Origin of the sequence: Enterococcus sp. AZ020, assembly GCF_050499205.1 — a bacterium.
Lineage (GTDB): Bacteria > Bacillota > Bacilli > Lactobacillales > Enterococcaceae > Enterococcus_L > Enterococcus_L dunnyi.
On record NZ_JBIPAT010000001.1, the window covers coordinates 2,967,346 to 2,992,704 of the forward strand.

Here is a 25,359-nt window from a genome sequence, read left to right on the forward strand (position 1 = left end):
TAGCTTGATATAATTTTTTATTCTTGCGTTTAATTAAATGATCCTAGTAGCTATAAAAAAATAGAATTTTTTTAGCAAATGTAGTTGCTATTTTTTGAAAAATTCGTATACTAAAGAAGGTAAAATTAAACTCCTAGTTTAGTATTAGAAAACTTTTTAGAATATCCAAGCGAGGTGAGTAGATGGAAATCGGTGAAAAGCTACGTAATTTGCGCGTACAAAAAAATTTGACCCAAGAAGAACTTGGTGAGCGGACGGACTTGACGAAGGGCTATATTTCGCAGTTGGAAAGGGATTTAAGCTCGCCTTCAATGGAAACCTTTTTTAATATTTTAGAAGTGTTGGGCATCACTCCAGAACAATTTTTTAGTGAGCAAACCTTGGAACAAAAGATCGTGTATAAAGATGAAGATAGTACGCTCTATTATGATGAAGAAAACGGCTATGAACTAAAATGGCTGATTCCAGAATCGAACGAAAAAGAGATGGAGCCTGTGTTATTGACATTTGATAAAAATGGGGAATATAAAACGTTCGAGCCTTCATTATCTGAGACCTTTATTTACGTGATCGATGGTGCAGTCTCATTGACGTTAGGTGAAACGAGATACTCGGCGAAAAAAGGTGAAGCAATGTACTATCAAGCAACAGAGCCGCATCAATTGATCAATCATGCCAAGGGGAAAAGCCGTGTATTGATCGTAGCAACAGAATCTTATTTATAAACAAGGGGGCATTGGCGCGTGAAAAAAAAGATCATTTCATTTGAAAATGTAGTGAAAGAATATGATGATGAAAAAGTACTAAAAAATGTCAGCTTTGAGATTGAACAGGGGAAATTTTATACGCTCCTTGGACCTTCTGGTTGTGGGAAGACAACAATCTTACGTATTTTAGCTGGATTTGCAGATGCGACAAAAGGAGATATCTATTTTGATGGTCAGAGAATCAATGATATTCCTGCTAATAAGCGTCAGGTAAATACTGTATTTCAAGATTACGCGCTATTTCCTCATATGAATGTGTTTGATAATGTCGCTTTTGGGTTGAAAATCAAAAAGTTATCAAAAGCAGAAATAGAGAAAAAAGTCAAAGATGCTTTGCGAATGGTTCAATTGCCAGGATACGAAACAAGAGAAATCAGCGAAATGTCTGGTGGGCAAAGGCAACGTGTGGCGATTGCCCGAGCGATCGTCAATGAGCCAAAAGTCTTATTGTTGGATGAGCCATTATCTGCGCTAGATTTGAAGCTGCGGACGGATATGCAGTATGAGCTTCGGGACCTGCAGCAGCGGTTGGGGATCACATTTATTTTTGTCACCCATGATCAAGAAGAAGCTCTAGCGATGAGTGATGTGATTTTCGTGATGAACAAAGGTCATATCGTGCAAAGCGGGACACCAGTGGATATCTATGATGAGCCGATCAATCATTTTGTTGCAGATTTTGTAGGGGAAAGTAATATCGTCAATGGTACGATGATCGAAGATAATTTGGTTGAATTCGTCGGTAAACGCTTTGAATGTGTCGATGGCGGGATGCGTAAAAATGAGCCCGTAGAAATCGTCCTGCGCCCAGAGGATTTGACAATTACAAGTGCAGACAAAGGAAAATTAGTTGTTACCGTCGATACGCAGCTTTTTCGCGGTGTTCATTATGAAATCATTTGCCATGACGAAGACCATAATGAATGGATGGTCCATTCGACTAGAAAGGCAACCGAGGGAGCTAAAGTTGGGTTGTTTTTTGAGCCGGAAGACATTCACGTCATGCGTTTCAATGAATCGGAAGAAGATTTTGATGCTCGTTTAGAAAGCTACGAGGAATAGGGGGAAGAGCAATGAAAACAATGCGTCGGATCTATTCGATTCCTTATGCGATGTGGCTGCTTTTGTTTGTGATCACACCTGTTTTAATGATCATTTATCAATCTTTTTTTGATATGAATGGACAGTTCACATTGGAAAATTACCGAACGTATTTTACATCAGGTACTTATTTAAGTATGACGTTGAATTCGGTTTGGTATGCGTTTTTGATTACCTTATTTACGTTGTTGATCAGCTATCCGACCGCCTATTTTTTGACGAAATTAAAGCATAAGCAATTGTGGCTGATGTTGGTTATTTTGCCGACCTGGGTCAATCTTTTGCTGAAGGCTTATGCATTTATTGGCATTTTTAGTATTCATGGAAGTATCAATCAATTTTTAGGCTTTGCAGGTGTGGGTCCGTATCAAATTTTGTTTACTGATTTTAGTTTTTTATTTGTTGCAACTTACATTGAAATTCCATTTATGATCTTGCCGATCTTCAATGCCCTTGAAGAAATGAATCCTTCATTGATCAGCGCTAGCCGTGATTTAGGTGCGAGCAGTGTTCAAACCTTTCAACGGGTGATTTTTCCCTTATCTTTGAATGGAGTTAAAAGTGGGGTGCAGGCAGTATTTATTCCATCACTTTCTCTGTTCATGTTGACTCGTTTGATTGGCGGCAATCGTGTGATCACATTGGGAACGGCGATCGAAGAGCATTTTATGGTGACTCAAAACTGGGGCATGGGTTCAACGATCGGTGTGATCTTGATCGTTGCGATGTTTTTTGTGATGCTTTTGACTGGTGAGAAGAAGAAAAAAGGGCGGGTGAAAGAATGACAAAGAAAAAATTCAAATGGTCTTATCTGTATTTGATCGTTGTTTTTGCTTTATTATATGCACCGATCTTTTACTTGATTTTTTACTCGTTCAATGACACGGATACGATGAATCAGTTTACTGGCTTCACTTTGGATAATTATAAAGCGGTTTTCGAGGACACTCGTTTACTGATCATCGTACTGAATACCTTTTTGTTGGCGTTTTTATCTGCTTTACTGGCAACGATCATTGGCACATTTGGTGCGATGGGAATTTATTATACACGCCGACGTAAAACGAGAACGACATTGATGAGCTTCAATAATATCTTGTTAGTTTCTCCGGACGTAATCATCGGTGCTAGTTTTTTGATTTTCTTTACAGCACTCGGATTTATCAGTTTGGGCTTTGCTAGCGTATTATTGTCGCATATTGCCTTTAGTATCCCGATCGTTGTACTGATGGTTTTACCGAAATTACAGGAAATGAACGACTCGATGGTGGATGCTGCAAGAGACCTTGGTGCAAATAATATTCAAGTGATCAAAAATATTATTTTACCATTTTTGTCACCAGGGATCATTGCCGGCTATTTTATGGCTTTTACGTATTCACTGGATGATTTTGCGGTGACATTTTTTGTTACTGGAAATGGATTTTCAACATTGTCAGTTGAAATCTATTCCCGTGCCAGACAAGGAATCAGCTTAGAAATCAATGCCTTGAGTGCCCTTGTCTTTATTTTCTCTATGATTCTTGTGATCGGCTATTACTTTATTAGTCAGGATAACCTGCCAAAAAGAATGCGTAAAATACGTCAGGAGCAAAGTGAGGTGGCTAAGCTCAAATGAGAAAACTACAATCTTTGTTTATTGGGATATTAGCGATCATTTTGATTTTGTTTTTTGGTGTACGTCAACTTGAAAAGTCAAGCGGCATGGCTGGAGCCGATACGTTGACCATCTACAATTGGGGCGATTATATTGATCCCAATCTTATACGTGCATTTGAAAAAGAGTCAGGCCACAAGGTCAACTATGAAACCTTTGATTCAAATGAAGCGATGTTCACAAAAATTCAACAAGGCGGAACGGCCTACGATATTACGATTCCTTCTGAATATATGATTCAAAAAATGATGAAGGAAAAAATGCTGTTGCCGATCGATCATACGAAGCTTAAAGGACTTAATAATATCGATATGCGTTTTTTAGATCAAGAGTTTGATCCGCAGAATAAATACTCGATCCCGTATTTCTGGGGAACGTTAGGGATCATTTACAATGACAAGTTTATCGATGGAAGCAAAGTCAACCATTGGGATGATTTGTGGCGACCCGAGTTAAAAGATAATGTGATGCTGATCGATGGTGCTAGAGAAGTTATTGGTCTGTCACTAAATAGTCTTGGCTATTCTTTAAATAGTAGAAACAATCAAGAGCTGCGAAAAGCAACGGACAAGTTAAATAAATTGACAACGAATGTCAAAGCGATCGTCGCTGATGAAATCAAGATGTACATGATCAATGAAGAAAGTGCGGCAGCTGTGACATTTTCAGGTGAAGCAGCAGAAATGCTGGATAACAATGAACATCTGCATTATGTGATTCCCTCAGAAGGCTCGAACTTATGGTTTGATAATATCGTGATTCCTAAAACTGCTAAAAATGTCAAAGGTGCTTACGAATTCATCAACTTCATGTTACGGCCAGAAAATGCGGCGCAAAATGCAGAGTACATTGGGTACTCTACACCGAATAAAGAAGCGAAGAAGCTTTTACCTAAAGAGATTTCTGGTGATGAACAGTTCTATCCTAGCGATGAAGTGATCAAGCACTTGGAAGTGTATGAGGATTTGGGTGCGGAATATCTTGGGATTTATAATGATTTGTTTTTAGAGTTTAAGATGTATCGTAAATAGCGAGAAACTCAGCTAAAGTAGTATTAAATCAATAGAAAAATGAGCTGTCATTGTAGCTGTTAATTTTATTATCCTATAATGAAGGAAACTAGTTGTATCATTTGATACAGCTAGTTTTTTTACGTATTGTTACAATTTACTTTTCAAAATTTAAGTAGTCAAAAAGTAGCTTGAAAATGTATTGCGCCAAGATAGCAGATTTTTATGAAGATTTCTAGCTTATTTTTACTTTAGATACTAGTGGAAGTGATACGAGAAGCTTTTGTTTTTTATTCGTTGGTGGTTTAGCTAGGTAAGTTTATTCTTTTCTTGGTGCGATCCCTTTAATTAGGAGCTCTGTCCACTCAGCTGTATAAGGCAGAATTCGTTCATAGATCTGAGGACTAGAGATTCCTTCCACAATTGCTTGGAAATAAAGCAAAAGAAATTCATCTGAATATTTAAGATCGACCTTTCCTTCCTTACGTCCACGGTGAAATAGGTCAAGCATTATGCTAAAGCTTTCCTGTGTATATTGCTCCATCAAAAGAGAGAATTCGCGATTACTTTTATCAGTATAATAAGCCATTAAATCAAGGTAAAATTGCTTGTTTATTTTTTCTAGGTAGTTGATTTTATTTTGACTCATCGCAATCAGTGTTTCTTCAAATGGTTTATTTTCAGCCATAATTTTGGTAGCAGATTCACCCATCTTATTTAAAAATGAACTGAAGACTTCATGAATCAAGGTTTCTTTGTTACCAAAGTATTTGAAAATAGAAGTTTTCCCGACATTGGCATGTTTGGCGATATCGTCCATTGTCAAGTTTTCAATACCATTCTCCGTATTCATTAAAGTAAAGGTTGCCTCTAAAACTTGATTTTTCTTTTCCTGGGTTCGTTTTTCAAAACCATTCATAGTAGTTCCCACTTTCTACAAAAATAGATATTGATTTTCGTTTTCTAGTTCAAAATAAGTCTTTCTTCTATTATATAGTAATAGTTATGAACTATCAAATTGAAATTAGTTTGTAAAAAAAGAACGATTTTGATTGACTATCTACTTGTGAGAGTCTATTATTGAAGTCGTAAATGAATTTTAGTTTAAAATAAGATGGAAAAAGGTATAATATGAACTTTTTTAATATTTTTAGTTCGTTATTGTAACTAGATAAAAAGGTTATTTTAAACTGGAAAGCACGTTATAACCTATTTAAAATAATTGTAAGGAGTTTAGTGCTATGTCAGAGATCGTAAAAGTACAAGGTTTACAAAAAAAATTCGGAAAATTTCAAGCGTTGCATGATGTATCGTTTACTATTGAAGCAGGAGAGGTCGTTGGTTTTATTGGACCTAATGGCGCTGGGAAATCTACGACGATCCGAACCTTGCTGGGAATTATTAATCGTGATGCAGGAGAAGCAAAGATTTTTAATCAAGATGTTTGGAAGGATAGTTTCGATATTCATAAAAGGATTTCTTATGTTCCAGGAGACGTTGCTTTGTGGGGGAATTTAACGGGCGGAGAAATTATTGATTTATTTATCAAGCTGCATGGTGGCGGCGACCGTCAAAAAAGAGATGAGCTGATCCAGCGTTTTGAACTGGATCCAAAGAAAAAAGCAAAAAGTTATTCAAAAGGAAATCGACAAAAAGTCGGACTGATTGCGGCTTTATCTGTTGCTTCAGATTTATATATTTTTGATGAGCCGACTTCCGGTTTGGATCCATTGATGGAGGCAGTTTTTCAAGAAGAAGTTGAAAAAATAAAGCATGCAGGGAAAGCGATTTTACTTTCATCACATATTCTTAGTGAGGTAGAACGTTTAGCTGATAAGGTGGTTATTATTCGTCAAGGCAATATCGTAGAAACTGGAACGCTTGATGAGCTGCGTCATTTGACGCGCTCAACTGTGACAATGGTCACTGCTGGAAATATCTCGGAGATGGCTGGTATAAAAGGAGTCTATGATTTTAAAGTCAAAAACAATCAAGCAACATTTTCTGCAGACAATGAATGTATCAATGATATTTTAATTGAGGCAACAAAGCTTGGCGTTCAAAAATTTGAATCAGTCCCACCAACGCTGGAAGACTTATTTATGCGTCACTACGAAGGCTGAGGAGGGAAAAAGATGACAAGAGAAAAATTTGGGCGCTGGGATGTGCTGTTTAAGCAATATATAAAACGTGACTGGAAAAAAATCATTCTTTGGATTGTTGGTCTAGGCTTGTTTTCAGCAGGCTTTGTTCCAGCTTTTGAAGAGATCAGTAAAGGTCAAGGGCTGATCGGAATGTATGAAACCATGCAAAATCCGGCAATGATCTCAATGGTCGGACCGACTCCGGTGACCGAAGCCGCTGATTATACCTTAGGTGCTATGTATGCACATGAAATGCTGCTGTTTTGCGGGTTATTTGCGATGATTATGTCAGTGTTGCATGTCGTTGGTCATACACGTAAGGAAGAAGATTTAGGCTTGACTGAGTTAGTTCGGTCATTTCAGGTCGGACGTCAGGCTAATTCTTTGGCTGTAATCGTTGAAACGATTTTGATCAATCTGCTGCTGGCTGTCTTGGTTGGTGGTGTGATTTCAAACTTTGGTGTAGAAACACTTTCGATAAATGGCTCTTTCTTATTTGGCGCATCTGTCGGTTTAGCAGGAATTTTAGGCGCTGTGATCGCCTTAGTGATGTCGCAAATCATGGCTACATCAGCAGGAGCGACAGGTTCTTCTTTAGGGATTATTGGTTTGTTATATATTGTTTGGGCGGGAACGGATGCGTCTAACGTTGATCTTTCAATGCTGAATCCGTTAGGCTGGACGTATTTAACTTATCCCTTTACTGAAAATCATTGGTATGTACTGGGTTTTGGCGTGCTGTTTGGTGTAATCCTGCTAGGACTTTCATTTCTTCTTGAAGGTCGGCGTGATATGGGGAGCGGTTATCTTCCAGAATTTGAAGGGAAAGCTACAGCAGGCAAAACCTTATTGTCTGTTCCGGGTCTGTTTTTAAGAATCAATCGCGGTGTAATTTTGAGTTGGCTGATTGGGTTTCTTATTATGGGGGCTGCTTATGGTTCTATTTACGGAGATATGCAATCTTTTTTAAATAGTAATGAATTGATGAAGCAAATGTTTGCCCAATCAGATGTCTCAATTGAAAACTCTTTTACCGGAACAATCACGGTTGTATTAACAGGATTAGTGTCAATTTTACCGATTGCGATCATCAATAAGCTATTTGCAGAAGAAAGCCGTCAGCATCTAAGTCAATTTTATGTGACTAAAATGACTCGCGCTAAGCTTTATTGGACAAATGTTTTATTAGCTGTGATTTTTGGCGCTATTGGGATTTTACTAGCCTTAGGGGGACTCGGAGGAGCGGCAGTTGCTGCGATGGACGGAAAATCTGATCTACAGCTAAATGATTTTCTGGCAGCAGGATATAATTTTTTCCCAGCAGTCCTATTTTTCGTTGGCTGTGCTGCTTTAGCTTTAGGTTGGTTTCCTAAGCTAGGTAAGGTGATTTATATCTATTTAGGCTATTCATTTGCATTGAATTATTTTGGCGGTATTTTAGATCTTCCAGATTGGTTTGCCAAAACGGCGATTCAAAGCTGGATTCCAAGAATACCGATAGAATCATTCGATGGTACGATCTTTTCGATAATTACTTTAATTAGTATTGGGTTGATGTTCATTGGTTATTTTGGATACAGTAGACGTGATTTAGTAGAAGGTGCTTAAATGTATAGTTTGGCATATTAAAAAGTAATCTTATTATGGAAGACTATGACAATAAAACATACAGATTAACTATTCATGATAAACTTCGGGGGATGAAATTCTTATTTCTTTAATCTGAAACGATTTATGATGTATCGTAAGTAAAATGAATGTTTTGGTAAATAGTTTGTTTATATAGTCCTAAAAAGATGAATATGTCTGTTTTTTTCTTTCATTTTTTTAACTGTCTCATTGCGTCTCTTTTATAAGTAAGGTAAATTGAACATGAAAGGAGCGAATACAGATGGCTAATGAAGGAACAAAAGACTTTAATGCAATGTTGCAAGACAGCAAAGATATGCCCAAAATAAAGGTGATCAATGATCAAAAAAGTATCGATAAGTATGGTGGGAAAAGAATGTTTTTTGCGCCACCAATTGCTTATGATGCGGTAATGAAAACAATCCCTACTGGTAAATTGACTACCGTGGGAGAAATTCGACAGTACTTTGCAAAAGAAAATCAAGCAGATTTTACTGATCCAATCACAGCTGGAATATTTGTGTCTATTGTTGCTTGGGCGAGCGTTCAAAGAGAACAAGATCAAACCCCCTTTTGGAGAACATTAAAAGCGAATGGAGAATTGAATATCAAGTACCCTGGCGGAATAGAAGTACAGAAAAAGCGATTAGAAGCTGAGGGGCATGAAATTATTCAAAGAGGACGAACGAATATTCGTTTTCATGTTAAAGAGTATGAAAAATCATTGATAGAGTTAGGAAATTAATGATGTTGCCTTTATTGGAGTTAATGTAATGGTGAGTACCCCTTTATGATATGTAGATAAATCTTGGAAAACGATTCCCAAATTTTTTGGGAATCGTTTTTTTGTTAGATAATAACATATTTCTCGATCACTAAACAGGCTCACCGAAAAAAAAGTAAATATAAATTAGTAAAACTGGCAGTAAGGCAAACGCAAGCCAAAAAAGTTGAAACTTTCTTTGCCCGCGCGATTTTGCTTCATAGGAACAATAAATGCCAAGCAAAGGTAACAGAAAAAAGAGTATGTATTTAAAAATCAAAATCGTTCTCCTTCATTAAGTAATTAGGTCAAAATATATCCAAACAGAAAACTAATAGGAAACTTTCTGAAAATGTTTCACTAAAGATTCTAGTTAAAACTTAAAAATAGAAAAAGTAATCCAGCCAGAAGAAGCGAAAAGAAACCAATCAAATTCTTCCTATTGATGCTACTACCATAGCCTTCTGATTTAGAAATAAAAAAACGCTGATCAGTAAAAAATTTTCCCATAGATCGTTTAGATGCAATGAGCGAGGGCAGTGTCAATACAGGATAGGCAAGAAGAATCAAAGAAACTAAAAAAGTAATATTATTTTTCATCGAGTTATCCTCCTTTTCATCCTCATTATACATCGAATAGTTCAACAATCATATAATGAAAAAATCAATGAGAAAAACAATCTCAGGCTGATAAATCAATTATCGATGAAACACTATAAATTTTTCTTGACCTAAAGTTAACTTCAAGTAGTAAAATAAATCAAGACAAAGGAGGAGTTTTATGTTACTAGAAACAATACAACAGCCAAGTGATCTTAAAAAACTGTCTGATCAGGAACTACAGAACTTGGTGAATGAAACGCGGGAAACCTTACTACGTAAAATCAGTCATCATGGTGGTCACAATGGACCGAATCTAGGTATGGTTGAAATGACAGTCGCTTTACATTACGTTTTTAATTCACCGATCGATCAACTCATTTTTGATGTATCTCATCAAACGTATATTCATAAAATGTTGACAGGGCGTGCAGAAGCATTTTTATCCCCAGAACACTATGAGGATGTCTCAGGCTACACGAATCCAAAAGAAAGTACACATGATCTTTTTACGATTGGACACACATCGACCTCGTTATCCTTAGCAAATGGTGTTGCGAAAGCGCGTGATTTAAAAAATGAAAAGAATAACGTAATAGCTGTTATCGGTGACGGGTCGCTTTCTGGGGGACTTGCCTATGAAGGATTGAATAACATTGTCGAGCAAGGAACAAATACGATTGTGATCGTCAATGACAATGATCAATCTATTGCAGAAAATTTTGGTGGTATTTACAAAAATCTTAAAGAGTTACGTGAGACAAATGGGCAGGCAAAAAATAATTTCTTTGAAGCGCTAGGATTCGAGTATCACTATCTTGAAGACGGTAACGAATTAACTGCACTGATCGATTTATTTGAAAGTGTGAAAGACAAAAAAATACCTGTGTTACTTCATATCCACACGATCAAAGGCAAAGGGTTCAAATTTGCAGAAGAAAACAGAGAAAAATTTCATGCCGGCGGCCCTTTTAGTCTAACGACTGGCGATTACCTTACCTCTAGTAGCCAAAAGGAGACATATAATTCCATCACAACGGATTTTTTGATGAGAAAAATGCAGGCTGATCCAAAAGTTATTGCAGTCAATGCAGGAACGCCAATGCTTCTTTTCAATAAAGAGCAACGTGAAAAAGTAGGAAAACAATTTGTTGATGTTGGCATTGCTGAAGAGCATGCAGCAACGATGACAGCAGGACTTGCTAAAAATGGAGCAAAACCGATTTGGGCTGTTTTTTCTACATTTATGCAGAGAAGTTATGATCAGATTTCCCATGATTTAGCATTGAATGATTTACCAGGTACGATTTTAGTTTATGGTGCTTCAGTACATGGAATGAATGATGAAAGTCATTTAGGGATTTTTGATATTCCGTTTTTAAGTCATATTCCAAATATCGTTTATCTGGCACCGACAACAAAAGAAGAATATTTGGCGATGCTGGATTGGTCGATTGAACAAAATGAACATCCTGTAGCCATTCGTGTGCCGGTCGGATCAGTCAAAGAAACAGGAATCAAAGATCAAACAAATTACGCTCAATATTTCAAAAATCATGTCACAAAAGAAGGCTCTCAAGTTGCGCTGTTAGGACTAGGCAACTTTTATTTTTTAGCAGAGGACATTGCCCTTGATCTTGAAACAGAGCATAACATCAATGCAACGATCATCAATCCTAAATTTATCTCAGGTCTTGATACAGTATTGCTTGATGATTTAGTAAAGAATCATAAGCTCGTCGTTACACTTGAGGATGGTGTGCTTGATGGAGGATATGGTCAAACTGTAGCTGGATACCTAGGCAATAAAAATGTAAAAGTTCAAACCTATGGCTTAGAAAAAACATTTCATGACCGTTACTCTGCATCTGAGCTGCTTAGTGAAAATGGGCTGACAAAAAATAACATCGTCAAAAATATCTTGAATAGTTTATAAGAGAAACTCCTTCATCCCTTATACTGGATGTGGGAGTTTTTTTATTAAGAAACATAAAAAAAGGATATATTTAGTATCAATCATGAATTTTTTGAGAAATTTTATGAAACTTTGAGTCAAGTACGAGATTTTAACACTTACTTATGGTAAAATAAATTCAACTTATGGAAGCTTTAAATCGATCTTTAGAACAAAGGTAGGTGGCTATATCAAAGTATGTGGCAAGAAGCTAGCTGAAAGGCTGACTTATTGAAACTGCAAAAAATGGTACTGATTTAAGCATCAAGATATAAGAAGGCAATAACGAATAAAGTAAGAACAGATCCTACTAAAAACAAGTGATCTGAATCTTAGCAGTTTACGAGAGGAACTAAAGTGAATGAAAAGAAAAATTCTATCATTCCAGATGATTTTTGCACTGCTTAGTGTGAATTTGATTCCCGTCGCAAGTTATGCGGATGAATTGAGCCAGTCGGGACCGAGTGCAATTGAGGACGGTTCAACAACTGAGTCTACTGAAAGTTCTTGTACAGAGGAAACATCCACATCAACGACAGATTCTTCAACATCTGGAAGCGAAACAAGTACGACAGAATCTAGTAATACTGAAACGACAGATTCTTCAGTGGCTCCACAGCCGCCAACAGTCAGCCCGGAACCTGAGCAGCCAGTAGAGCCTGCTCCTGTTGCGCCAACAGCTCCTGAAGAAGAGGTGACAGTTGATCAAGTGCCCGTAGTAACAGACAACGGGTTGACAGTTCAGCCTAACCAAGAGATTTCTATAGTAAAAAATGAGCCAACCGAAAACTTTATTCGCCGAATCGGTGAAAAAGCACGAGCAGTTGGACAAAAAAATGACTTATATGCTTCTGTCATGATTGCTCAAGCAATCTTAGAAACAGGGGCAGGCGGCAGCCAATTAAGTCAACAGCCTTACCATAATTTATTTGGTATCAAAGGAGAGTATAAAGGTGAGAGCGTCGTTTTTTCTACTCAAGAAGATGACGGTTCTGGAAATCTATATACGATCGATGCCGCATTTAAACAATACCCTGGCTACAAAGAATCCTTTGAAGATTATGCAAAATTGATGAAAGAAGGCATTGATTCTAATCCAGAGATTTATTCTGGTACGTGGAAAAAGAATGCTGTAACATATCAAGAAGCAACAAAATCTTTGACAGGTGTTTATGCGACAGATACCAGCTATGATCAAAAATTGAATGCGTTCATTGAAGAGTATAATTTGACTGAGTATGATAAAGCTCAGCCTTCTCAAACAGCATCAGGAATGATTATCGCTGATACACATCCAGACAGTGATTTTGAAGATTATACTGGGGAAACTTTCTCAGGTTCTGAAGCCTATGCAGAAGGAAATTGTACTCAATATGTATACAATCGTGTTGTTCAATTAGGCGGCTCTGTAGAAACGACGATGGGCAACGGAATGGATTGGGGCGCTACTGGTAAAGCTAATGGCTACGAAGTCACAAATAAGCCTAAAGCCGGTACAGCTGTCAGCTTCCAACCTGGCGTAGCTGGAGCAGACGGAACTTATGGACATGTAGCGTTTGTTGAACATGTGTATAAAGATGGTTCAATCTTGATTTCAGAAATGAATGCTGCTGGTTTGGGAGTAGTCTCTTTCCGAGTGATCGACCAAAACACAGCTAATACACTTGCATACGTAACACCGAAATAAGTAAAAACAGTAACAGCACTCTGTGAAATGCGGAGTTGATGTTACTGTTTTTTTATATTTACTCTTTCTTAATGTTTCTATAGAAAATCAAAACAAATTGGGCACACTTTCTTCAAATCTTCTCGGTATTATTAATGCATACCCAATAACAAACCCAAACAAAACACTTTTTCATTTTTACTCCTCAAGTAAAAAAGAACTCCTTTCCGCTCGGTCACCCAGCCGAGCGGTCTTTTGTTTTTATTTGGGGAGAGTGAACTTTCCAATCAAGTGGATAGAATGATTCATGTATAATTGATTTTGCGAATAAACAGTAGCTAGGATTATTTGATATTTTCAACCTGTAGTTATATAGATATAATATAAGTATACTTTGTAGCTAATTGTTGGTTATCTTGAATAAAATTTGAAGGAGCTTCGTTATGACAAATAAGATTGCGTTGTTGGCAGATGTTCATGGAAATTCAACTGCTTTAGAATCTGTTTTAAAGGATTGTGAGCTTAAAGAAGTATCTGATTACTGGGTTTTAGGAGATTTATTTTTACCAGGACCTGGTGGAAAAGACATTCTAAAGAATTTAAGAGCGGTTACTCCAAGTGCTTGGATCAGAGGGAATTGGGATGATTGCTTTTTAGAGGTGGTCGATAAAAAAATCGATTTCGATGATCCAACTGATGTATATGTAGGGATGCTGGCCAGCATCATTATTCCACAGTTCGATCAAGCAGACATTGATTTCTTTAAGAAAATGCCAATTCAACGAATAAAGAAAATAGCTGGTCTAAATATTAGCTTAACGCACAACCTGCCAGAAATAAATTATGGTGGACAGCTGCATCCTAGTTCAAACCAATCTGAGTTTGATAAATTATTTACCATTGAAAGTGATATTGCAGTCTATGCACATATACATCATCAAACATTACGATATAGTTCGAATGATCAAATTATCATAAATCCAGGATCGATCGGACAACCTTTTAATGGCTGGAAACATTTTAAACATGATAAAAGAGCGCACTATGCTATTTTAGAAGTAGAGGATAGTTGTCTTGTGAATGTGGATTTTAGAAGAATATCTTATGATGTTGAGAAAGAACTTAAAAGAGCGCAAGAGGCAAGTCTGCCATTCTATAATCTTTATGAAGAGATGCTCTATTCAGGAAAAACGTATACACATGATGCGGTAGTATTAGGAGATTTGATTGAAAAGAATAATTATAAAGAGCGTTTAGCAGATTTTTTATCAAGCTGAAATAATAAAAAATTTTAACTTATAAAGTGATGAATAGACAAAAGCATTGAGACTATCTGATCATAAGAAAAAAGCAACTCATACGATGAGTTGCTTCAGACTGTAGACAAAGTCCCAAAAAGGGATGACGTCTGCAGTCTGAAACCTCCTGTGTAAACTGGAGGTCTTAATTTTGCTAAAAACATTGATTTTATAGGATTTGCAAATTCATGTAAGAAATCTTAGAGTGAAATTTCGTTCCATTGATACGGGAACCCCTTTACCTGTAGGAATTGTGAAAGTCATTAACAAAAACAATCAGAAATTTCTAACCATATTGTTGTCGAACCTTATGGTAACCTTGATGATATTATGTTTGTTACAGTAATAAAAGACTAATAAAAAAGGCCAAGCACTGTTCAGTGTTTGGTCTTTTCTATTTATTATCCGTATACTAAATGATCTAAGTTCCAAGCAGATAACCAAATATTTTTTGTTCTACCCACTGTATTTTCTGTGGCACGGAATAAAGTCCACCAATAACCACCGGTACCATAACCACCAGCGTCTGCTACAGACCATGTAGCTCTTATACTTTGTGGGATACAGAATTGCCCAGCATATAATTCAACTGTGCCTATTGGAATACCGTTTTCTCTGTCTGTATAGCCTACGGGAACAAGGTAATTAGAAACAATGAGAGTGGAACTATATCTACTTACTGAGTACCATTTTTTTGCCGCTCTTGCTTGTTTTGTAACTGATGATAATAATTCATAATCTTTTTCTGTTTGAGATTTTTCTAAAGTCAAATTTTCTTTAGGAAAGGGCAAATTTTCAAGAGCTTCTGGAGCAACTTTTTCAAGATATTCAATTGCTCTTTGATTTTCTTCTTTCGAGACAGTATATTGAGAAGCTTCTTCGCCACCCCATGCAGCTGCATGAACAGTGTCCGAAGTGTTACAAATCGAAATACCTAAAATTGTTAATGTTAGAGCCAAACTACCTAATATCTTTTTCATAAAAACACTCCTTACTATAATTTTTTGTCATTATTATTAATAATAATGTGAGCGCTAAACAACATTATACAGGAAATGAATACTAAAATATAGAACGGTTTCACCTTTTCTTTTATGAGAGCCAGAACGTTATTATTCAAAAATTTATCAAGTATATGGCCTTTGTTTATTGATATTAAATATTGAATTTCCAACATCGTTGGGAGAAATTGAATATTTTTATCTGGATATCCCACAAGAAATAAAATCAGTCACAGTACAAGTTTTTGGGAGAGTTCATCTAAGAATGCTTGGTGAATTATCCATATAATAAATGATTAAGATCCCAAGCTGATAGCCAATAAGTTACTGTAGTATTTGTTGTTGCATTAACATAAACAGTTGACCTAAATTGAGTCCAGAAATATCCTCCAGTTCCATACCCGGCGGATCCAGTTGTCGAAATATTGTTTGTTTTAAAGTTAAAAATTCCAGAAGTTGTAGTTCCGCCACGTTGGGTAATAGCATTCCAAGGGATTCCATTGTCAGCCCAGGTGAACCCCACAGGAACTAATTCTACCGTTGGTTTGACTTGTAACCCACCATAAAGAGGTGCAGAAGCTGTATAAGCATAGGTCTTTAAGACAGCTCGTGGTTGTGCCAATATTTTTGGTTGTTGAAGTGTTAAGTTTTCAATAGGGACAGGGCAATTGTCTAAACCACCATTTTCTTCTACAATTGCAATAGCTCGTTTGTTATCTTCTTCGCTTACTACAAAATTTTCAGCACCACCATATGCCATTGCCGAAGCTTCTGTACTCATACCAAGACAAACCCAAAATGCACCTGTAGCAACGAGTAATAATTTCTTCTGGATCATTTAACTCACTTCCTCTACTTTTTTTAGAACTTAATGTTCTAGATATAATAATACCATCGTTCGGAAAGCGCTGTCAAAAAATATGTTAATCTTTTCACTATATTAATTTTAAGACGATTTTGCGATTGATTGTTAAGTAAAAAATTAATTTTATCGGGGGAAATCCGGACATATTGCTATCCATTCTTTAATTACTGTCTATTACTACAGTGCTAAAACGTAAATATAATTGATTTCTAATAAAAATATATAAATTATTGACAAAAGATAACGCTTACATTTATACTGATTTTGTAATTAAATAAAAAATGATTGGAGATGTTATCATGAAGAATTTTCAGGCAACAAAGTTATCATTTTTTCTATTATTGTGTATGGGGTTACTTTTTTCTTTTTCTGAAAAAGGATTTGCTCAAGAGATGGGTATGTATTATACGGAGGAGGAAATAGAAGGCAGATTTTTTGGAATGGAGAACGAAAAATCGGTAATTATAACGCCAGAAGGCGGTATTTTGCATGGAGAAATGACTGTCTATGATAGTGATGATCAAGTAATTGAGTATTATAACAGCGAGACTGATCCAGATGCAACAACAGTAGCAAAATTAAAATATAAATTCAGAAATACTCCTAAAAACTTACTTGATGTTGGAGTAGCACCGCGTGTGGCAAGACCTGCTTCAGGACCACCTAAAGTCTTATCTTATGGAGGCGAATATATTTCAAATAAATTTAGTGGCAGTGGCTGGCAATTTGCAGGATATCTATTCAAGCCAGCAACTGGAACTGGAAATTTTTTGAGATGGTCTACTTATAATGATAGTGGAAGGGTAGGAGACGAGGCTCAAGCCTGGAGTACTTATAACGGAGGTTTAGCAGGGAACGTCTTGGATCCTGGACCAGCGAGATGGTTTACAGGAGCAAATGCGGTTACAACATACTACTCATTTAATCCAGTGAATGGGTCGTTCTACTTTGTTGCAAATAAAGAACCTTAATATTTTTTATAAGACGATTGTTATTTATTGGTGATATTTCGTAAAACAAAAGGTGAACTTTAGTTCACCTCAGACTGTAGACAAAGTCCTAAAAAAGGGATGACGTCTACAGTTTTTTCTTTTATACTTAACGTATGAAAACGTTTTAAAGGGGAGTGGGAAAAATGATGACAAAACACCCAATGAATGGCAGAGATCAGTACATGATGATTTCCTTGGAAGAACTTGTCCCAACAGATCACTTGATTCGAAAAGTAGATAAAGCAATCGATTTTACCTTCATTTATCCAATTGTTGAATCAACTTATTCGACCTTAGGTCGACCAAGTATTGATCCTGTGGTTTTAGTCAAAATCGTCTTCATTCAATATCTCTTTGGTATCCGTTCCATGCGTCAAACCATAAAAGAAATAGACACGAATGTCGCTTATCGTTGGTTTTTAGGCTACGATTTCAATGAAACCATTCCACATTTCTCTACCTTTGGAAAAAACTATGTTCGCCGCTTTCGAGAGACCACACTCTTTGAAGATATCTTTGCCTACATACTGGAACAAGCTGTCAAAGCTCGGATGGTTACGGAAGATGTTCTCTATATGGATTCTACTCATATCAAAGCCAATGCAAACAAGCACCATTTTACTAGAGAAATGACCCATATTGAAGCTAAGGCCTATCAATCAGAATTAGAGAAAGAAATTAACGAGGAACGCATCAAGGCAGGAAAGCGTCCTTTTATTTTCCTGCCAGAAAGTGAGCTGAAAGAACGAAAAATAAGTAAAGTAGACCCAGAGAGCGGATATTATGTAAAAGGAGAACGAGAGAAACAATTTGCTTATTCTGCTCATACTGGTTGTGATGAACATGGATTCATTTTTGATGTCATTGTGACTCCTGGTAACCGTCATGATAGTCAAATTGCTCCTGATTTAGTTGCCTCTATCTGTACTAAATTTCCAGCGATATACGCTGTGGCTGCTGATGCTGGGTATAAAACTGCCACTTTTATAGAATTTCTCCGTCGGAGAAATCTTCACCCTGTTCTTCCTTATACACGACCTAGAGGTGATCGAACGTTACTAGCCAAAAATCAATTTGTCTATGACGAATACTACGATTGTTACCTGTGCCCTGAAAATCACCCCTTACATTTTTCTACACTTACTCGAGAGGGATACCGTGAATATAAGTCAAAATCTTACATTTGTCAGAACTGTCCGCAATTGAAGCAGTGCACAAGAAGTCAAAATCATCAAAAAGTAGTGACTCGTCATATTTGGCAAGCTGGGTTGGAAAATGCAGAACATCTTCGTCATACGTCCTTTAATCGAGAGACATACCGCAAACGAAAAGAAACTATTGAAAGAGTGTTTGCCGATGCAAAAGAGAAGCACGGGATGCGCTGGACAAAATACCGAACCTTGGAAAAAGTCGCAGTGCATACGAGGCTGATTTTTGCTGCAATGAACTTAAAGAAATTAGCCTTGTGGGGCTAGAAAAAGGCGAATGCCTTTATTTTTTTACTTTGATTTTGATACTAAGATAAAAAATACGCTCAACACTCTATTTTCTGAATGTTGAACGTATTTGTCTACAGTCTGAAGCAACTCATACGATGAGTTGCTTTTTTCTTTGGTTTATTTTTTCCATTTTGCCACTTCATCTGAATGACTATCGATCCAATCTCGTGCTGCTTGTTCTGGGTCAGCTCCATTGTTGATCGCTAACATGACAGATTCCATGTCTTCCTTTGTCCAGTGGAAATTTTTCAAGATATTATAAGCTTCAGGATTGTCTTTTTCTAATCCTTTTCTAGCCATTGTATGGATCGTTTCTTCAGTTCCCATCGTTCCTTTAGGATCTTCTAAATATTTTAAATCATATTTAGCAAACATCCAGTGAGGAGACCAGCCGGTGATGACGATCTCTTCTTTATTTTTGATCGCTTGACCTAAGGCAACAGTCATTGCGCCGGAAGAAGAGGTTTCAACAGACCAGTCTGCTAAATTGCTGTAGGCTCTCTGTGTTTTTTCAGCTGCAGAAACAACTCCTGCCCCAGGTTCGATCCCTGTGATTTTTTTGCCAGCTTGATCTGTTAAATCTTCAATCGAATCAACATCCATATAGGCTGGAACGACAAGCCCCAATTTAGCACCTTTTAGATTTTCACCTAGATCATCGACTTTAGATTGATATTGTTTGTATTGTTCCCCATGTGTGCCGGGAAGCCAAGCTGCAACCATAGCATCTGTTTCACCTTTTGATACAGATTCCCACATGATGGCATTATCTAATGGCGTCAATGAAACATTATATCCAGCATCCTTCAATACTTCAGCTATCACGTGAGTGGAGGCAACTTCTGTATCCCATTCTACGTAAGACAATGAGATTTTTTTATCTTCATCCTTTGCTGAAGTAAATAGAGAAGGAACTGCAATAGCGCCAATGATCAACACAACGATAGCGATGATACCGCCGATTTTCTGCTTCTTAGAAACAGTCGATTTAGCTGGTGTTGTTTTTTTCTTGTTTAGATTTTGAGTAAAGCGATCGATAATGATTGCTAAGATAACTAAAGCAACACCATTGACAAAACCATTTCCGACTTGCGCTCTTTGCAAGGCAGATAGAACACCACGACCTAAGCCAGGTGCGCCGATCATCGAAGCGATAACGACCATTGAAAGTGCCAGCATGGTTGTTTGGTTGACACCAGCCATAATGGTGCTTTTAGCTAATGGTAATTCTAGCTTAAATAGTTTCTGCCAGCCTGTACTACCAAATGAATCGGAAGCTTCAACTAATTCTTTCGGCACTTGGCGAATACCAAGGTTCGTAAAACGAACAGTTGGCGGTAAAGCAAAAATGACAGAAGCAAATACACCAGGGACCATTCCAATACCAAAGAAAGCAACTGCTGGTATCAAATAGACAAATCCAGGCATCGTTTGCATGAAATCGAGGATAGGAGTGATCACACTTTGAGCTTTATTACTTTTAGCCATTAAGATCCCTAATGGAACCCCAATAATGATCGATACTACACTAGAAAGTAAAACTAACGTCACTGTGCTCATCAAATCGTTCCAAAGGTTTTGGTTATAGATAAATAATAGACCAACCAAAGTGAAAAGACTTAGACCGATTTTCTTATTTGAAATAAGAAAGGCAACCACCGTTAATAATACAATGAACAATAGTGGCGGGATTGCAACAAGTAGAGAAGTGATCGTATCCATCAGACTTTGACCTGTAGATTGGAAGAAACTGAATAGTCCAGAAAATGTATTTGTCATCCATTCTGTGATCGTCTCTACCCAGTCAGCTACTGGTAATTGATAATTATTCATTGATGCTCACCTCAGTTTCTGCTAATGCTTCAAGAACACTTCCGCGAATAACTACACCCAATAGCTTATTATTATCTGTTACTGCAACAGGAGTAGGGGAGTCATAGATGATAGGTAAGATATCATTGACTAGCATATCTTTATCGATCGTTGTGATCTCAGTGTCAACAAAATCTGTTAATGGAAGTCCAGCTTTTCTTGCTTCTAACGCACGTTCAGCCCGGACCACTCCTTTTAACTGACGTTTTTTGTCGACTGCCATCAGCATACTAACTTCTTCTTGGCGCATACGAGTCAGAGCAACCGTAGGGCCGTCGATCTCGATATTGGTCGTAAGTGCCGGCACCATGATATTTTGTGCGGTCAAGACTTTTGAACGATCGACATCTTCAACGAACGTACGAACATAATCATTAGCGGGATTGGTCAAGATTTCTTCTCCAGTACCGATTTGCATGATCTGTCCATCTTTCATCAAGGCAATCCGATCACCGATACGTAACGCCTCATTTAAATCATGAGTAATAAAAATAATCGTTTTCTTCACATTTTCTTGTAAATCAACTAATTCATCCTGCATTTCACGGCGAATCAAAGGGTCAAGAGCTGAAAATGCTTCATCCATCAATAGGATTTCAGGATCATTTGCTAATGCTCGGGCTAAACCGACCCGTTGCTGCATCCCACCGGATAATTGATTGGGATATTGATCTTTAAATGCTAATAAACTAGAATTTTCCAACGCTTGTTCAGCTTTAGCTGTTCGTTCTTCTTTAGGAACGCCACGAACTTCTAAACCATATTCTGTATTTTCTAAAATTGTTCGGTGAGGGAAGAGACCAAAATTTTGGAACACCATACTCATTTTATTTCTACGGACTTCCCGTAATCCTTCTTTATCCAGTTTGGCGATTTCTTGATCGTCGATAAAGATATTTCCTGATGTTGGTTCAATCAAGCGATTCAATAAACGAATCAACGTAGACTTCCCACTTCCTGAAAGTCCCATGATCACGAAAATTTCTCCTTCTTCGACTTCAAAATTAACATCATACACACCGACAGTGGCACCCGTCTTTTTCAAAATCTCCGTTTTTGACTTGTTTTCTCGGATCATATCCAATGCTTGCTTGGATTTTTTACCAAATATTTTTGTTAAATGTGACACTTTTACCTTGGGCAAAACAAAATTCCTCCTTAAAATTAAAAGCGGAACAAGCCGTTTAGCGTTGACAGAAAAATAGGAAAAACGAAATGTTATGCTTTTTGCCACAATTCATTTTTATCTTTTTTCCGAAAAGCTGGCTTGTACAGCTGGATAGCAATAAAAGCGGAACAGGCTCATTTAGTTCTGAAAGAAAAATAGGAAAAATGAAATGAGGTGTTTTTTGCCTCAGATCATTTTTATCTTTTTTCCGAAGAACTAGCCTGTGCAGCTAGATAGCACAAATGATCAACACTTTCTTACGAAAGTCTTGTACTGTTCATCATCAACTCAAATACTTTCGTTGTGATTCTCAGTACAAGCGGAACAAATCGGTTAGTTCTGTAGAAAATTAGGAAATTGAGATTGAGACGCTTTTTGTCTCACTGGCAATTTGCCTATTTTCTTAAGGATTGATTTGTGCAGCTAGATAACAAATACGTTGTCCATTGTAGCGATCATTCATACTCAATTTTTTATTCATGAAAAGAAAATCATTTCTTTTCTGAAAAAAAGTGACCATTTTAGGTTAACATCGTGTAGTCACTTTGTCAAATTGCTGTTATATCTCATGAGAAAATAATAAGAGAGTTCGAAACAAAGCTGAATAACAGTTTTGTTTCAAACTCTCTTACTTAATGAACGGTGGCCAAAGACCAATTTTTACGAAATTTCCAAAGGAGCTGCTATATAGCCATTTTGATTACACGCTAGGATAGAAGTAGTTTTGAACGCGCTGCAAAGTAGATTCATGTCCAACAAAATAAATCGTATCACCGGCTTCTAATTTTGCATAAGGACCAGGAGAGACAAGTAATTCTTCCCCATGTTTGATTGCAATAACGGTGGCAGAAGTACTTTGCCATAGGTTTAACTCACTGATTGTCCTATCAAGGTTTGCAGCTTTTTCCGTTAAGGTAAATGTTACGGGATTCAAAGGATTGAAAGAATCAAAACGTTTTGTTTGATCAACTAACTTATCTAATATTTCAGAGAAGTAGCTTAATTCTTCTTTTTGCTTCTCTACACTATTGATCAAGTCCTCTTTTAGATCATGGATCGATTGAACATCTTGGTATTGTTCAACGAAAACTTTGGCTTTTTCGATCGAGTGGACATAAAATCCACTGCCATGCTTTGCTTTGACGATTTCTAAATCGACTAAAACACTGATAGCCTTTCGAGCGGTTTCAGGTGAAACGCTGTATTTATTTGCCAGTGTAGAACGTGCGTGAAGCTTATCGCCCACTGAGAATCGTTGTTCAGCGATTTGAGAGGCGACATCGACAGCGATTTGTTGATATTTAGGTTTGGTGACATTCATGCGTTTAGATGCCATATTCATCTGCCTTTCATTCGTTCATATCTTCAAATTCTTCTAGCTCAAGGCTGAGATTTTCCCAATCTGTAAGCAATGTTTCCTGCTGAGTACGTTGAGACTCCAGTTCGTCATTTAAAGCCATTAGTTTTACATGGTCGTCAACTAGCGCTGGATCATTCATGCTTTGCTCTAGCTCGTCGATAGATGTATCCAATGACGTTAGCGTTTCTTCGATTTGAGTGATTTTTCTCTTTAGGTTCCGTAGTATTTTTTGCTGCTCTTTGTTTTGATAAAAGTCATTTTTAGGTTTTGGTGTCTCCGAAGATTTAGTTGTTTCATCTGCTAATAATTCAGCCAATTCTTCTTCTTCTTTTTTCTTTTCGATATAGTAATCGTAATCGCCCAAATATAATTTACTACCAGATTCGGAAAGTTCGATCACTTTTGTAGCAATTCGGTTGATAAAATAACGGTCATGGGAAACAAATAATAACGTACCTTCATAATCGATCAAGGCATTTTCAAGTACCTCTTTATTATCGATATCTAGGTGGTTGGTTGGTTCGTCAAGGATCAGAAAATTTTCTTTATCCATCGATAATTTGGCTAAAGCAACGCGAGCTTTTTCGCCGCCGCTTAGAAGCGGAATCGTTTTTTCAACATCGTTTCCACTAAATAAAAAGCTGCCCAACACACTTCGGATCTCCTTTTCCGGAGTGGTAGGATGTTCATCCCATAATTCGGCTAAAACTGTTTTTGTACCATGTAACTCCGCTTGCTCTTGATCATAGTATCCGATTTGGACATTGGTTCCAAGCGTTGCATGACCTTTGATAAAAGGGATTTTTCCAATGATCGATTTAAGCAGCGTTGATTTTCCGATTCCGTTTGGACCTACTAAAGCGATAGCTTCTTGTCTTCGGATATCTAAAGAAACAGGTTCAGATAAAATGCGAGTATCATACCCGATAGCTGCTTCTTCAACCTGAAGTACGACATTTCCAGATACTTTTTCTATATCAAAAAGAAAATTAGCTGATTTTTCATCACCTTGAGGCCGATCCAATCGTTCCATTTTTTCTAAGGTTTTTCTTCGGCTTTGTGCGCGTTTGGTTGTGGAAGCTCTCACTAAATTTCGTGCGACAAAATCCTCCAGTTTACTGATCTCAGCCTGTTGTTTTTCATAGGCTTTCCATTCGCTGGTCAGCTGCTCAGCTTTTAAATCTAAATATTTTGAATAATTACCTTTGTAATAACGCATTTTGTGACGGCTGATTTCATAGACTTCATTGACGACCTTATCAAGAAAATAGCGATCATGGGAAACGATCAAGAGAGCACCTGAATAACTTGGCAGATAATTTTCTAGCCAAGAAAGAGTATCGATATCTAAATGGTTTGTTGGTTCATCCAAAATTAAAATATCTGGTTTTTGCAGCAGCATTCTAGCTAAAGCCAAACGAGTTTTTTGACCTCCAGACAATGTACTGATGGCTTTTTCATAAAAATCTTCTTGGAAGCCGAATCCGTGTAAAACTGAGCGGATCTCATTTTCATACCCGTAGCCGTTTTGCTCAGCAAAGTCATGCTGAAGGCGATCGTATTCCATCATTATTGATTCGTAGTTTGCTGCATCAGGTAAAAGTTCACTGATGATCACTTCTAATTCTCTCATACGTTTTTCCATTGTGATGATTTCTGCAAAGGCTTCAAGCATTTCGTCCCAAACAGTTTTATTAGAGGTTAAACCAGTATCTTGAGCAAGGTAGCCAAGACTGGCCGTTTTATTTTTAGCGATCGTTCCTGCATCAGGAGCGTCGATTCCAGCAATTATTTTTAATAATGTTGATTTACCAGCACCATTGCGGCCGACTAAAGCAATTCGACTATTCGTGCTGATTTCCATTTGTATGTTTTCAAACAAAGTTTCCGCTCCAAAATAACGGGCGATTTGATTTGCTTGGAGTAAAATCATGGGGCATCCTCATTTCTATTTGAATGTCTTTAGTGTAGCATAGTTTAAGGCAAAATAGCACCTATACTGCCGGTTGTCCT

At 37.2% G+C, this 25,359-nt stretch carries 20 protein-coding genes and 1 pseudogene; 13 read left to right on the forward strand and 8 right to left on the reverse strand.

Annotation, left to right across the window (positions count from 1 at the left end):
• The first annotated feature begins 182 nt into the window (after positions 1 to 182).
• From IGI58_RS14245 to IGI58_RS14265, 5 genes are read left to right on the forward strand one after another with little or no spacing between them, the layout of a single operon-like run.
• Positions 183 to 725: a helix-turn-helix domain-containing protein gene (locus tag IGI58_RS14245; RefSeq protein ID WP_225533115.1), complete on the forward strand. Its 543-nt coding sequence runs from the start codon at positions 183 to 185 to the stop codon at positions 723 to 725.
• Positions 726 to 743: 18 nt separating this feature from the next.
• A complete protein-coding gene (locus tag IGI58_RS14250; protein ID WP_429952880.1) occupies positions 744 to 1,829 on the forward strand; it encodes an ABC transporter ATP-binding protein in 1,086 nt (361 codons plus the stop codon).
• A gap of 11 nt (positions 1,830 to 1,840) precedes the next feature.
• Positions 1,841 to 2,653 (forward strand): ABC transporter permease, encoded by an 813-nt coding sequence (locus IGI58_RS14255; protein ID WP_087639694.1) that lies wholly within the window; start codon positions 1,841 to 1,843, stop codon positions 2,651 to 2,653.
• A complete protein-coding gene (locus tag IGI58_RS14260; protein ID WP_429952879.1) occupies positions 2,650 to 3,486 on the forward strand; it encodes an ABC transporter permease in 837 nt (278 codons plus the stop codon). The genes IGI58_RS14255 and IGI58_RS14260 overlap by 4 nt, the downstream gene beginning before the upstream one ends.
• The gene (locus tag IGI58_RS14265; protein ID WP_429952878.1) at positions 3,483 to 4,556 is read left to right on the forward strand and encodes an ABC transporter substrate-binding protein; all 1,074 of its coding nucleotides are present in this window, start codon (positions 3,483 to 3,485) and stop codon (positions 4,554 to 4,556) included. The genes IGI58_RS14260 and IGI58_RS14265 overlap by 4 nt, the downstream gene beginning before the upstream one ends.
• A 298-nt stretch (positions 4,557 to 4,854) precedes the next feature.
• On the opposite strand, the gene IGI58_RS14270 is transcribed toward IGI58_RS14265, so the two are convergent.
• Positions 4,855 to 5,454 (reverse strand): TetR/AcrR family transcriptional regulator, encoded by a 600-nt coding sequence (locus IGI58_RS14270; protein ID WP_429952877.1) that lies wholly within the window; start codon positions 5,452 to 5,454, stop codon positions 4,855 to 4,857.
• A 322-nt stretch (positions 5,455 to 5,776) separates the two neighbouring features.
• Between IGI58_RS14270 and IGI58_RS14275 the strand changes: the two genes are divergently transcribed.
• The 3 genes from IGI58_RS14275 (at position 5,777) to IGI58_RS14285 (ending at position 9,053) form a co-directional block, all read left to right on the forward strand.
• Positions 5,777 to 6,658 (forward strand): ATP-binding cassette domain-containing protein, encoded by an 882-nt coding sequence (locus IGI58_RS14275; RefSeq protein WP_429952876.1) that lies wholly within the window; start codon positions 5,777 to 5,779, stop codon positions 6,656 to 6,658.
• A 12-nt stretch (positions 6,659 to 6,670) separates the two neighbouring features.
• Positions 6,671 to 8,287 carry an ABC transporter permease gene (locus IGI58_RS14280; protein WP_429952875.1) on the forward strand — a complete coding sequence of 539 codons (1,617 nt, stop codon included), beginning with the start codon at positions 6,671 to 6,673 and terminating at the stop codon, positions 8,285 to 8,287.
• A gap of 283 nt (positions 8,288 to 8,570) precedes the next feature.
• On the forward strand, positions 8,571 to 9,053 hold the full coding sequence (locus IGI58_RS14285; protein ID WP_429952874.1) for an MGMT family protein: 483 nt from the start codon (positions 8,571 to 8,573) through the stop codon (positions 9,051 to 9,053).
• 387 nt (positions 9,054 to 9,440) lie between these two features.
• On the opposite strand, the gene IGI58_RS14290 is transcribed toward IGI58_RS14285, so the two are convergent.
• Positions 9,441 to 9,671, reverse strand: a complete 231-nt coding sequence (locus IGI58_RS14290; RefSeq protein ID WP_087639700.1) for a hypothetical protein — start codon at positions 9,669 to 9,671, stop codon at positions 9,441 to 9,443.
• Between the two features lie 181 nt (positions 9,672 to 9,852).
• Here IGI58_RS14290 and IGI58_RS14295 point away from each other — a divergent pair, with 181 nt between their 5' ends.
• The 3 genes from IGI58_RS14295 to IGI58_RS14305 all read left to right on the forward strand — a co-directional run bounded on the left by IGI58_RS14295 (position 9,853) and on the right by IGI58_RS14305 (position 14,568).
• Positions 9,853 to 11,607 (forward strand): 1-deoxy-D-xylulose-5-phosphate synthase, encoded by a 1,755-nt coding sequence (locus tag IGI58_RS14295; RefSeq protein WP_429952873.1) that lies wholly within the window; start codon positions 9,853 to 9,855, stop codon positions 11,605 to 11,607.
• 379 nt (positions 11,608 to 11,986) lie between these two features.
• Positions 11,987 to 13,312, forward strand: coding sequence for a glucosaminidase domain-containing protein (locus IGI58_RS14300; RefSeq protein ID WP_429952872.1), 1,326 nt, complete (start codon positions 11,987 to 11,989; stop codon positions 13,310 to 13,312).
• Positions 13,313 to 13,734: 422 nt separating this feature from the next.
• A complete protein-coding gene (locus IGI58_RS14305) occupies positions 13,735 to 14,568 on the forward strand; it encodes a metallophosphoesterase family protein (protein WP_429952871.1) in 834 nt (277 codons plus the stop codon).
• Positions 14,569 to 14,990: 422 nt separating this feature from the next.
• On the opposite strand, the gene IGI58_RS14310 is transcribed toward IGI58_RS14305, so the two are convergent.
• On the reverse strand, positions 14,991 to 15,569 hold the full coding sequence (locus IGI58_RS14310) for a hypothetical protein (protein ID WP_429952870.1): 579 nt from the start codon (positions 15,567 to 15,569) through the stop codon (positions 14,991 to 14,993).
• A gap of 298 nt (positions 15,570 to 15,867) precedes the next feature.
• Positions 15,868 to 16,428, reverse strand: coding sequence for a hypothetical protein (locus IGI58_RS14315; RefSeq protein ID WP_429952869.1), 561 nt, complete (start codon positions 16,426 to 16,428; stop codon positions 15,868 to 15,870).
• A 326-nt stretch (positions 16,429 to 16,754) separates the two neighbouring features.
• Between IGI58_RS14315 and IGI58_RS14320 the strand changes: the two genes are divergently transcribed.
• Positions 16,755 to 17,426, forward strand: a complete 672-nt coding sequence (locus IGI58_RS14320; RefSeq protein ID WP_429952868.1) for a hypothetical protein — start codon at positions 16,755 to 16,757, stop codon at positions 17,424 to 17,426.
• Positions 17,427 to 17,590: 164 nt separating this feature from the next.
• Positions 17,591 to 19,007 (forward strand): annotated as a pseudogene (locus tag IGI58_RS14325) (IS1182 family transposase).
• A gap of 56 nt (positions 19,008 to 19,063) precedes the next feature.
• Here the strand turns inward: IGI58_RS14325 and IGI58_RS14330 are convergent.
• The 4 genes from IGI58_RS14330 to IGI58_RS14345 all read right to left on the reverse strand — a co-directional run bounded on the left by IGI58_RS14330 (position 19,064) and on the right by IGI58_RS14345 (position 25,279).
• Complete coding sequence (locus IGI58_RS14330; RefSeq protein WP_429952866.1) at positions 19,064 to 20,779, reverse strand: ABC transporter permease/substrate binding protein; 1,716 nt, start codon at positions 20,777 to 20,779, stop codon at positions 19,064 to 19,066.
• Positions 20,772 to 21,962, reverse strand: coding sequence for a quaternary amine ABC transporter ATP-binding protein (locus IGI58_RS14335; protein WP_087639705.1), 1,191 nt, complete (start codon positions 21,960 to 21,962; stop codon positions 20,772 to 20,774). The genes IGI58_RS14330 and IGI58_RS14335 overlap by 8 nt, the downstream gene beginning before the upstream one ends.
• A gap of 724 nt (positions 21,963 to 22,686) precedes the next feature.
• A complete protein-coding gene (locus tag IGI58_RS14340) occupies positions 22,687 to 23,322 on the reverse strand; it encodes a TrkA C-terminal domain-containing protein (RefSeq protein WP_429955282.1) in 636 nt (211 codons plus the stop codon).
• 13 nt (positions 23,323 to 23,335) lie between these two features.
• Positions 23,336 to 25,279, reverse strand: coding sequence for an ABC-F family ATP-binding cassette domain-containing protein (locus IGI58_RS14345; RefSeq protein ID WP_429952865.1), 1,944 nt, complete (start codon positions 25,277 to 25,279; stop codon positions 23,336 to 23,338).
• Positions 25,280 to 25,359 lie beyond the last annotated feature (80 nt).

What these genes read in the sequence shown, in the direction of transcription:
- IGI58_RS14245 (WP_225533115.1), top strand. Translation starts at nt 183, where the DNA reads ATGGAAATCGGTGAAAAGCTACGTAATTTGCGCGTACAAAAAAATTTG.
- IGI58_RS14255 (WP_087639694.1), top strand. Translation starts at nt 1,841, where the DNA reads ATGAAAACAATGCGTCGGATCTATTCGATTCCTTATGCGATGTGGCTG.
- IGI58_RS14260 (WP_429952879.1), top strand. Translation starts at nt 2,650, where the DNA reads ATGACAAAGAAAAAATTCAAATGGTCTTATCTGTATTTGATCGTTGTT.
- IGI58_RS14265 (WP_429952878.1), top strand. Translation starts at nt 3,483, where the DNA reads ATGAGAAAACTACAATCTTTGTTTATTGGGATATTAGCGATCATTTTG.
- IGI58_RS14270 (WP_429952877.1), bottom strand. Translation starts at nt 5,454, where the DNA reads ATGAATGGTTTTGAAAAACGAACCCAGGAAAAGAAAAATCAAGTTTTA.
- IGI58_RS14275 (WP_429952876.1), top strand. Translation starts at nt 5,777, where the DNA reads ATGTCAGAGATCGTAAAAGTACAAGGTTTACAAAAAAAATTCGGAAAA.
- IGI58_RS14280 (WP_429952875.1), top strand. Translation starts at nt 6,671, where the DNA reads ATGACAAGAGAAAAATTTGGGCGCTGGGATGTGCTGTTTAAGCAATAT.
- IGI58_RS14285 (WP_429952874.1), top strand. Translation starts at nt 8,571, where the DNA reads ATGGCTAATGAAGGAACAAAAGACTTTAATGCAATGTTGCAAGACAGC.
- IGI58_RS14290 (WP_087639700.1), bottom strand. Translation starts at nt 9,671, where the DNA reads ATGAAAAATAATATTACTTTTTTAGTTTCTTTGATTCTTCTTGCCTAT.
- IGI58_RS14295 (WP_429952873.1), top strand. Translation starts at nt 9,853, where the DNA reads ATGTTACTAGAAACAATACAACAGCCAAGTGATCTTAAAAAACTGTCT.
- IGI58_RS14300 (WP_429952872.1), top strand. Translation starts at nt 11,987, where the DNA reads ATGAAAAGAAAAATTCTATCATTCCAGATGATTTTTGCACTGCTTAGT.
- IGI58_RS14305 (WP_429952871.1), top strand. Translation starts at nt 13,735, where the DNA reads ATGACAAATAAGATTGCGTTGTTGGCAGATGTTCATGGAAATTCAACT.
- IGI58_RS14310 (WP_429952870.1), bottom strand. Translation starts at nt 15,569, where the DNA reads ATGAAAAAGATATTAGGTAGTTTGGCTCTAACATTAACAATTTTAGGT.
- IGI58_RS14315 (WP_429952869.1), bottom strand. Translation starts at nt 16,428, where the DNA reads ATGATCCAGAAGAAATTATTACTCGTTGCTACAGGTGCATTTTGGGTT.
- IGI58_RS14320 (WP_429952868.1), top strand. Translation starts at nt 16,755, where the DNA reads ATGAAGAATTTTCAGGCAACAAAGTTATCATTTTTTCTATTATTGTGT.
- IGI58_RS14330 (WP_429952866.1), bottom strand. Translation starts at nt 20,779, where the DNA reads ATGAATAATTATCAATTACCAGTAGCTGACTGGGTAGAGACGATCACA.
- IGI58_RS14340 (WP_429955282.1), bottom strand. Translation starts at nt 23,322, where the DNA reads ATGGCATCTAAACGCATGAATGTCACCAAACCTAAATATCAACAAATC.
- IGI58_RS14345 (WP_429952865.1), bottom strand. Translation starts at nt 25,279, where the DNA reads ATGATTTTACTCCAAGCAAATCAAATCGCCCGTTATTTTGGAGCGGAA.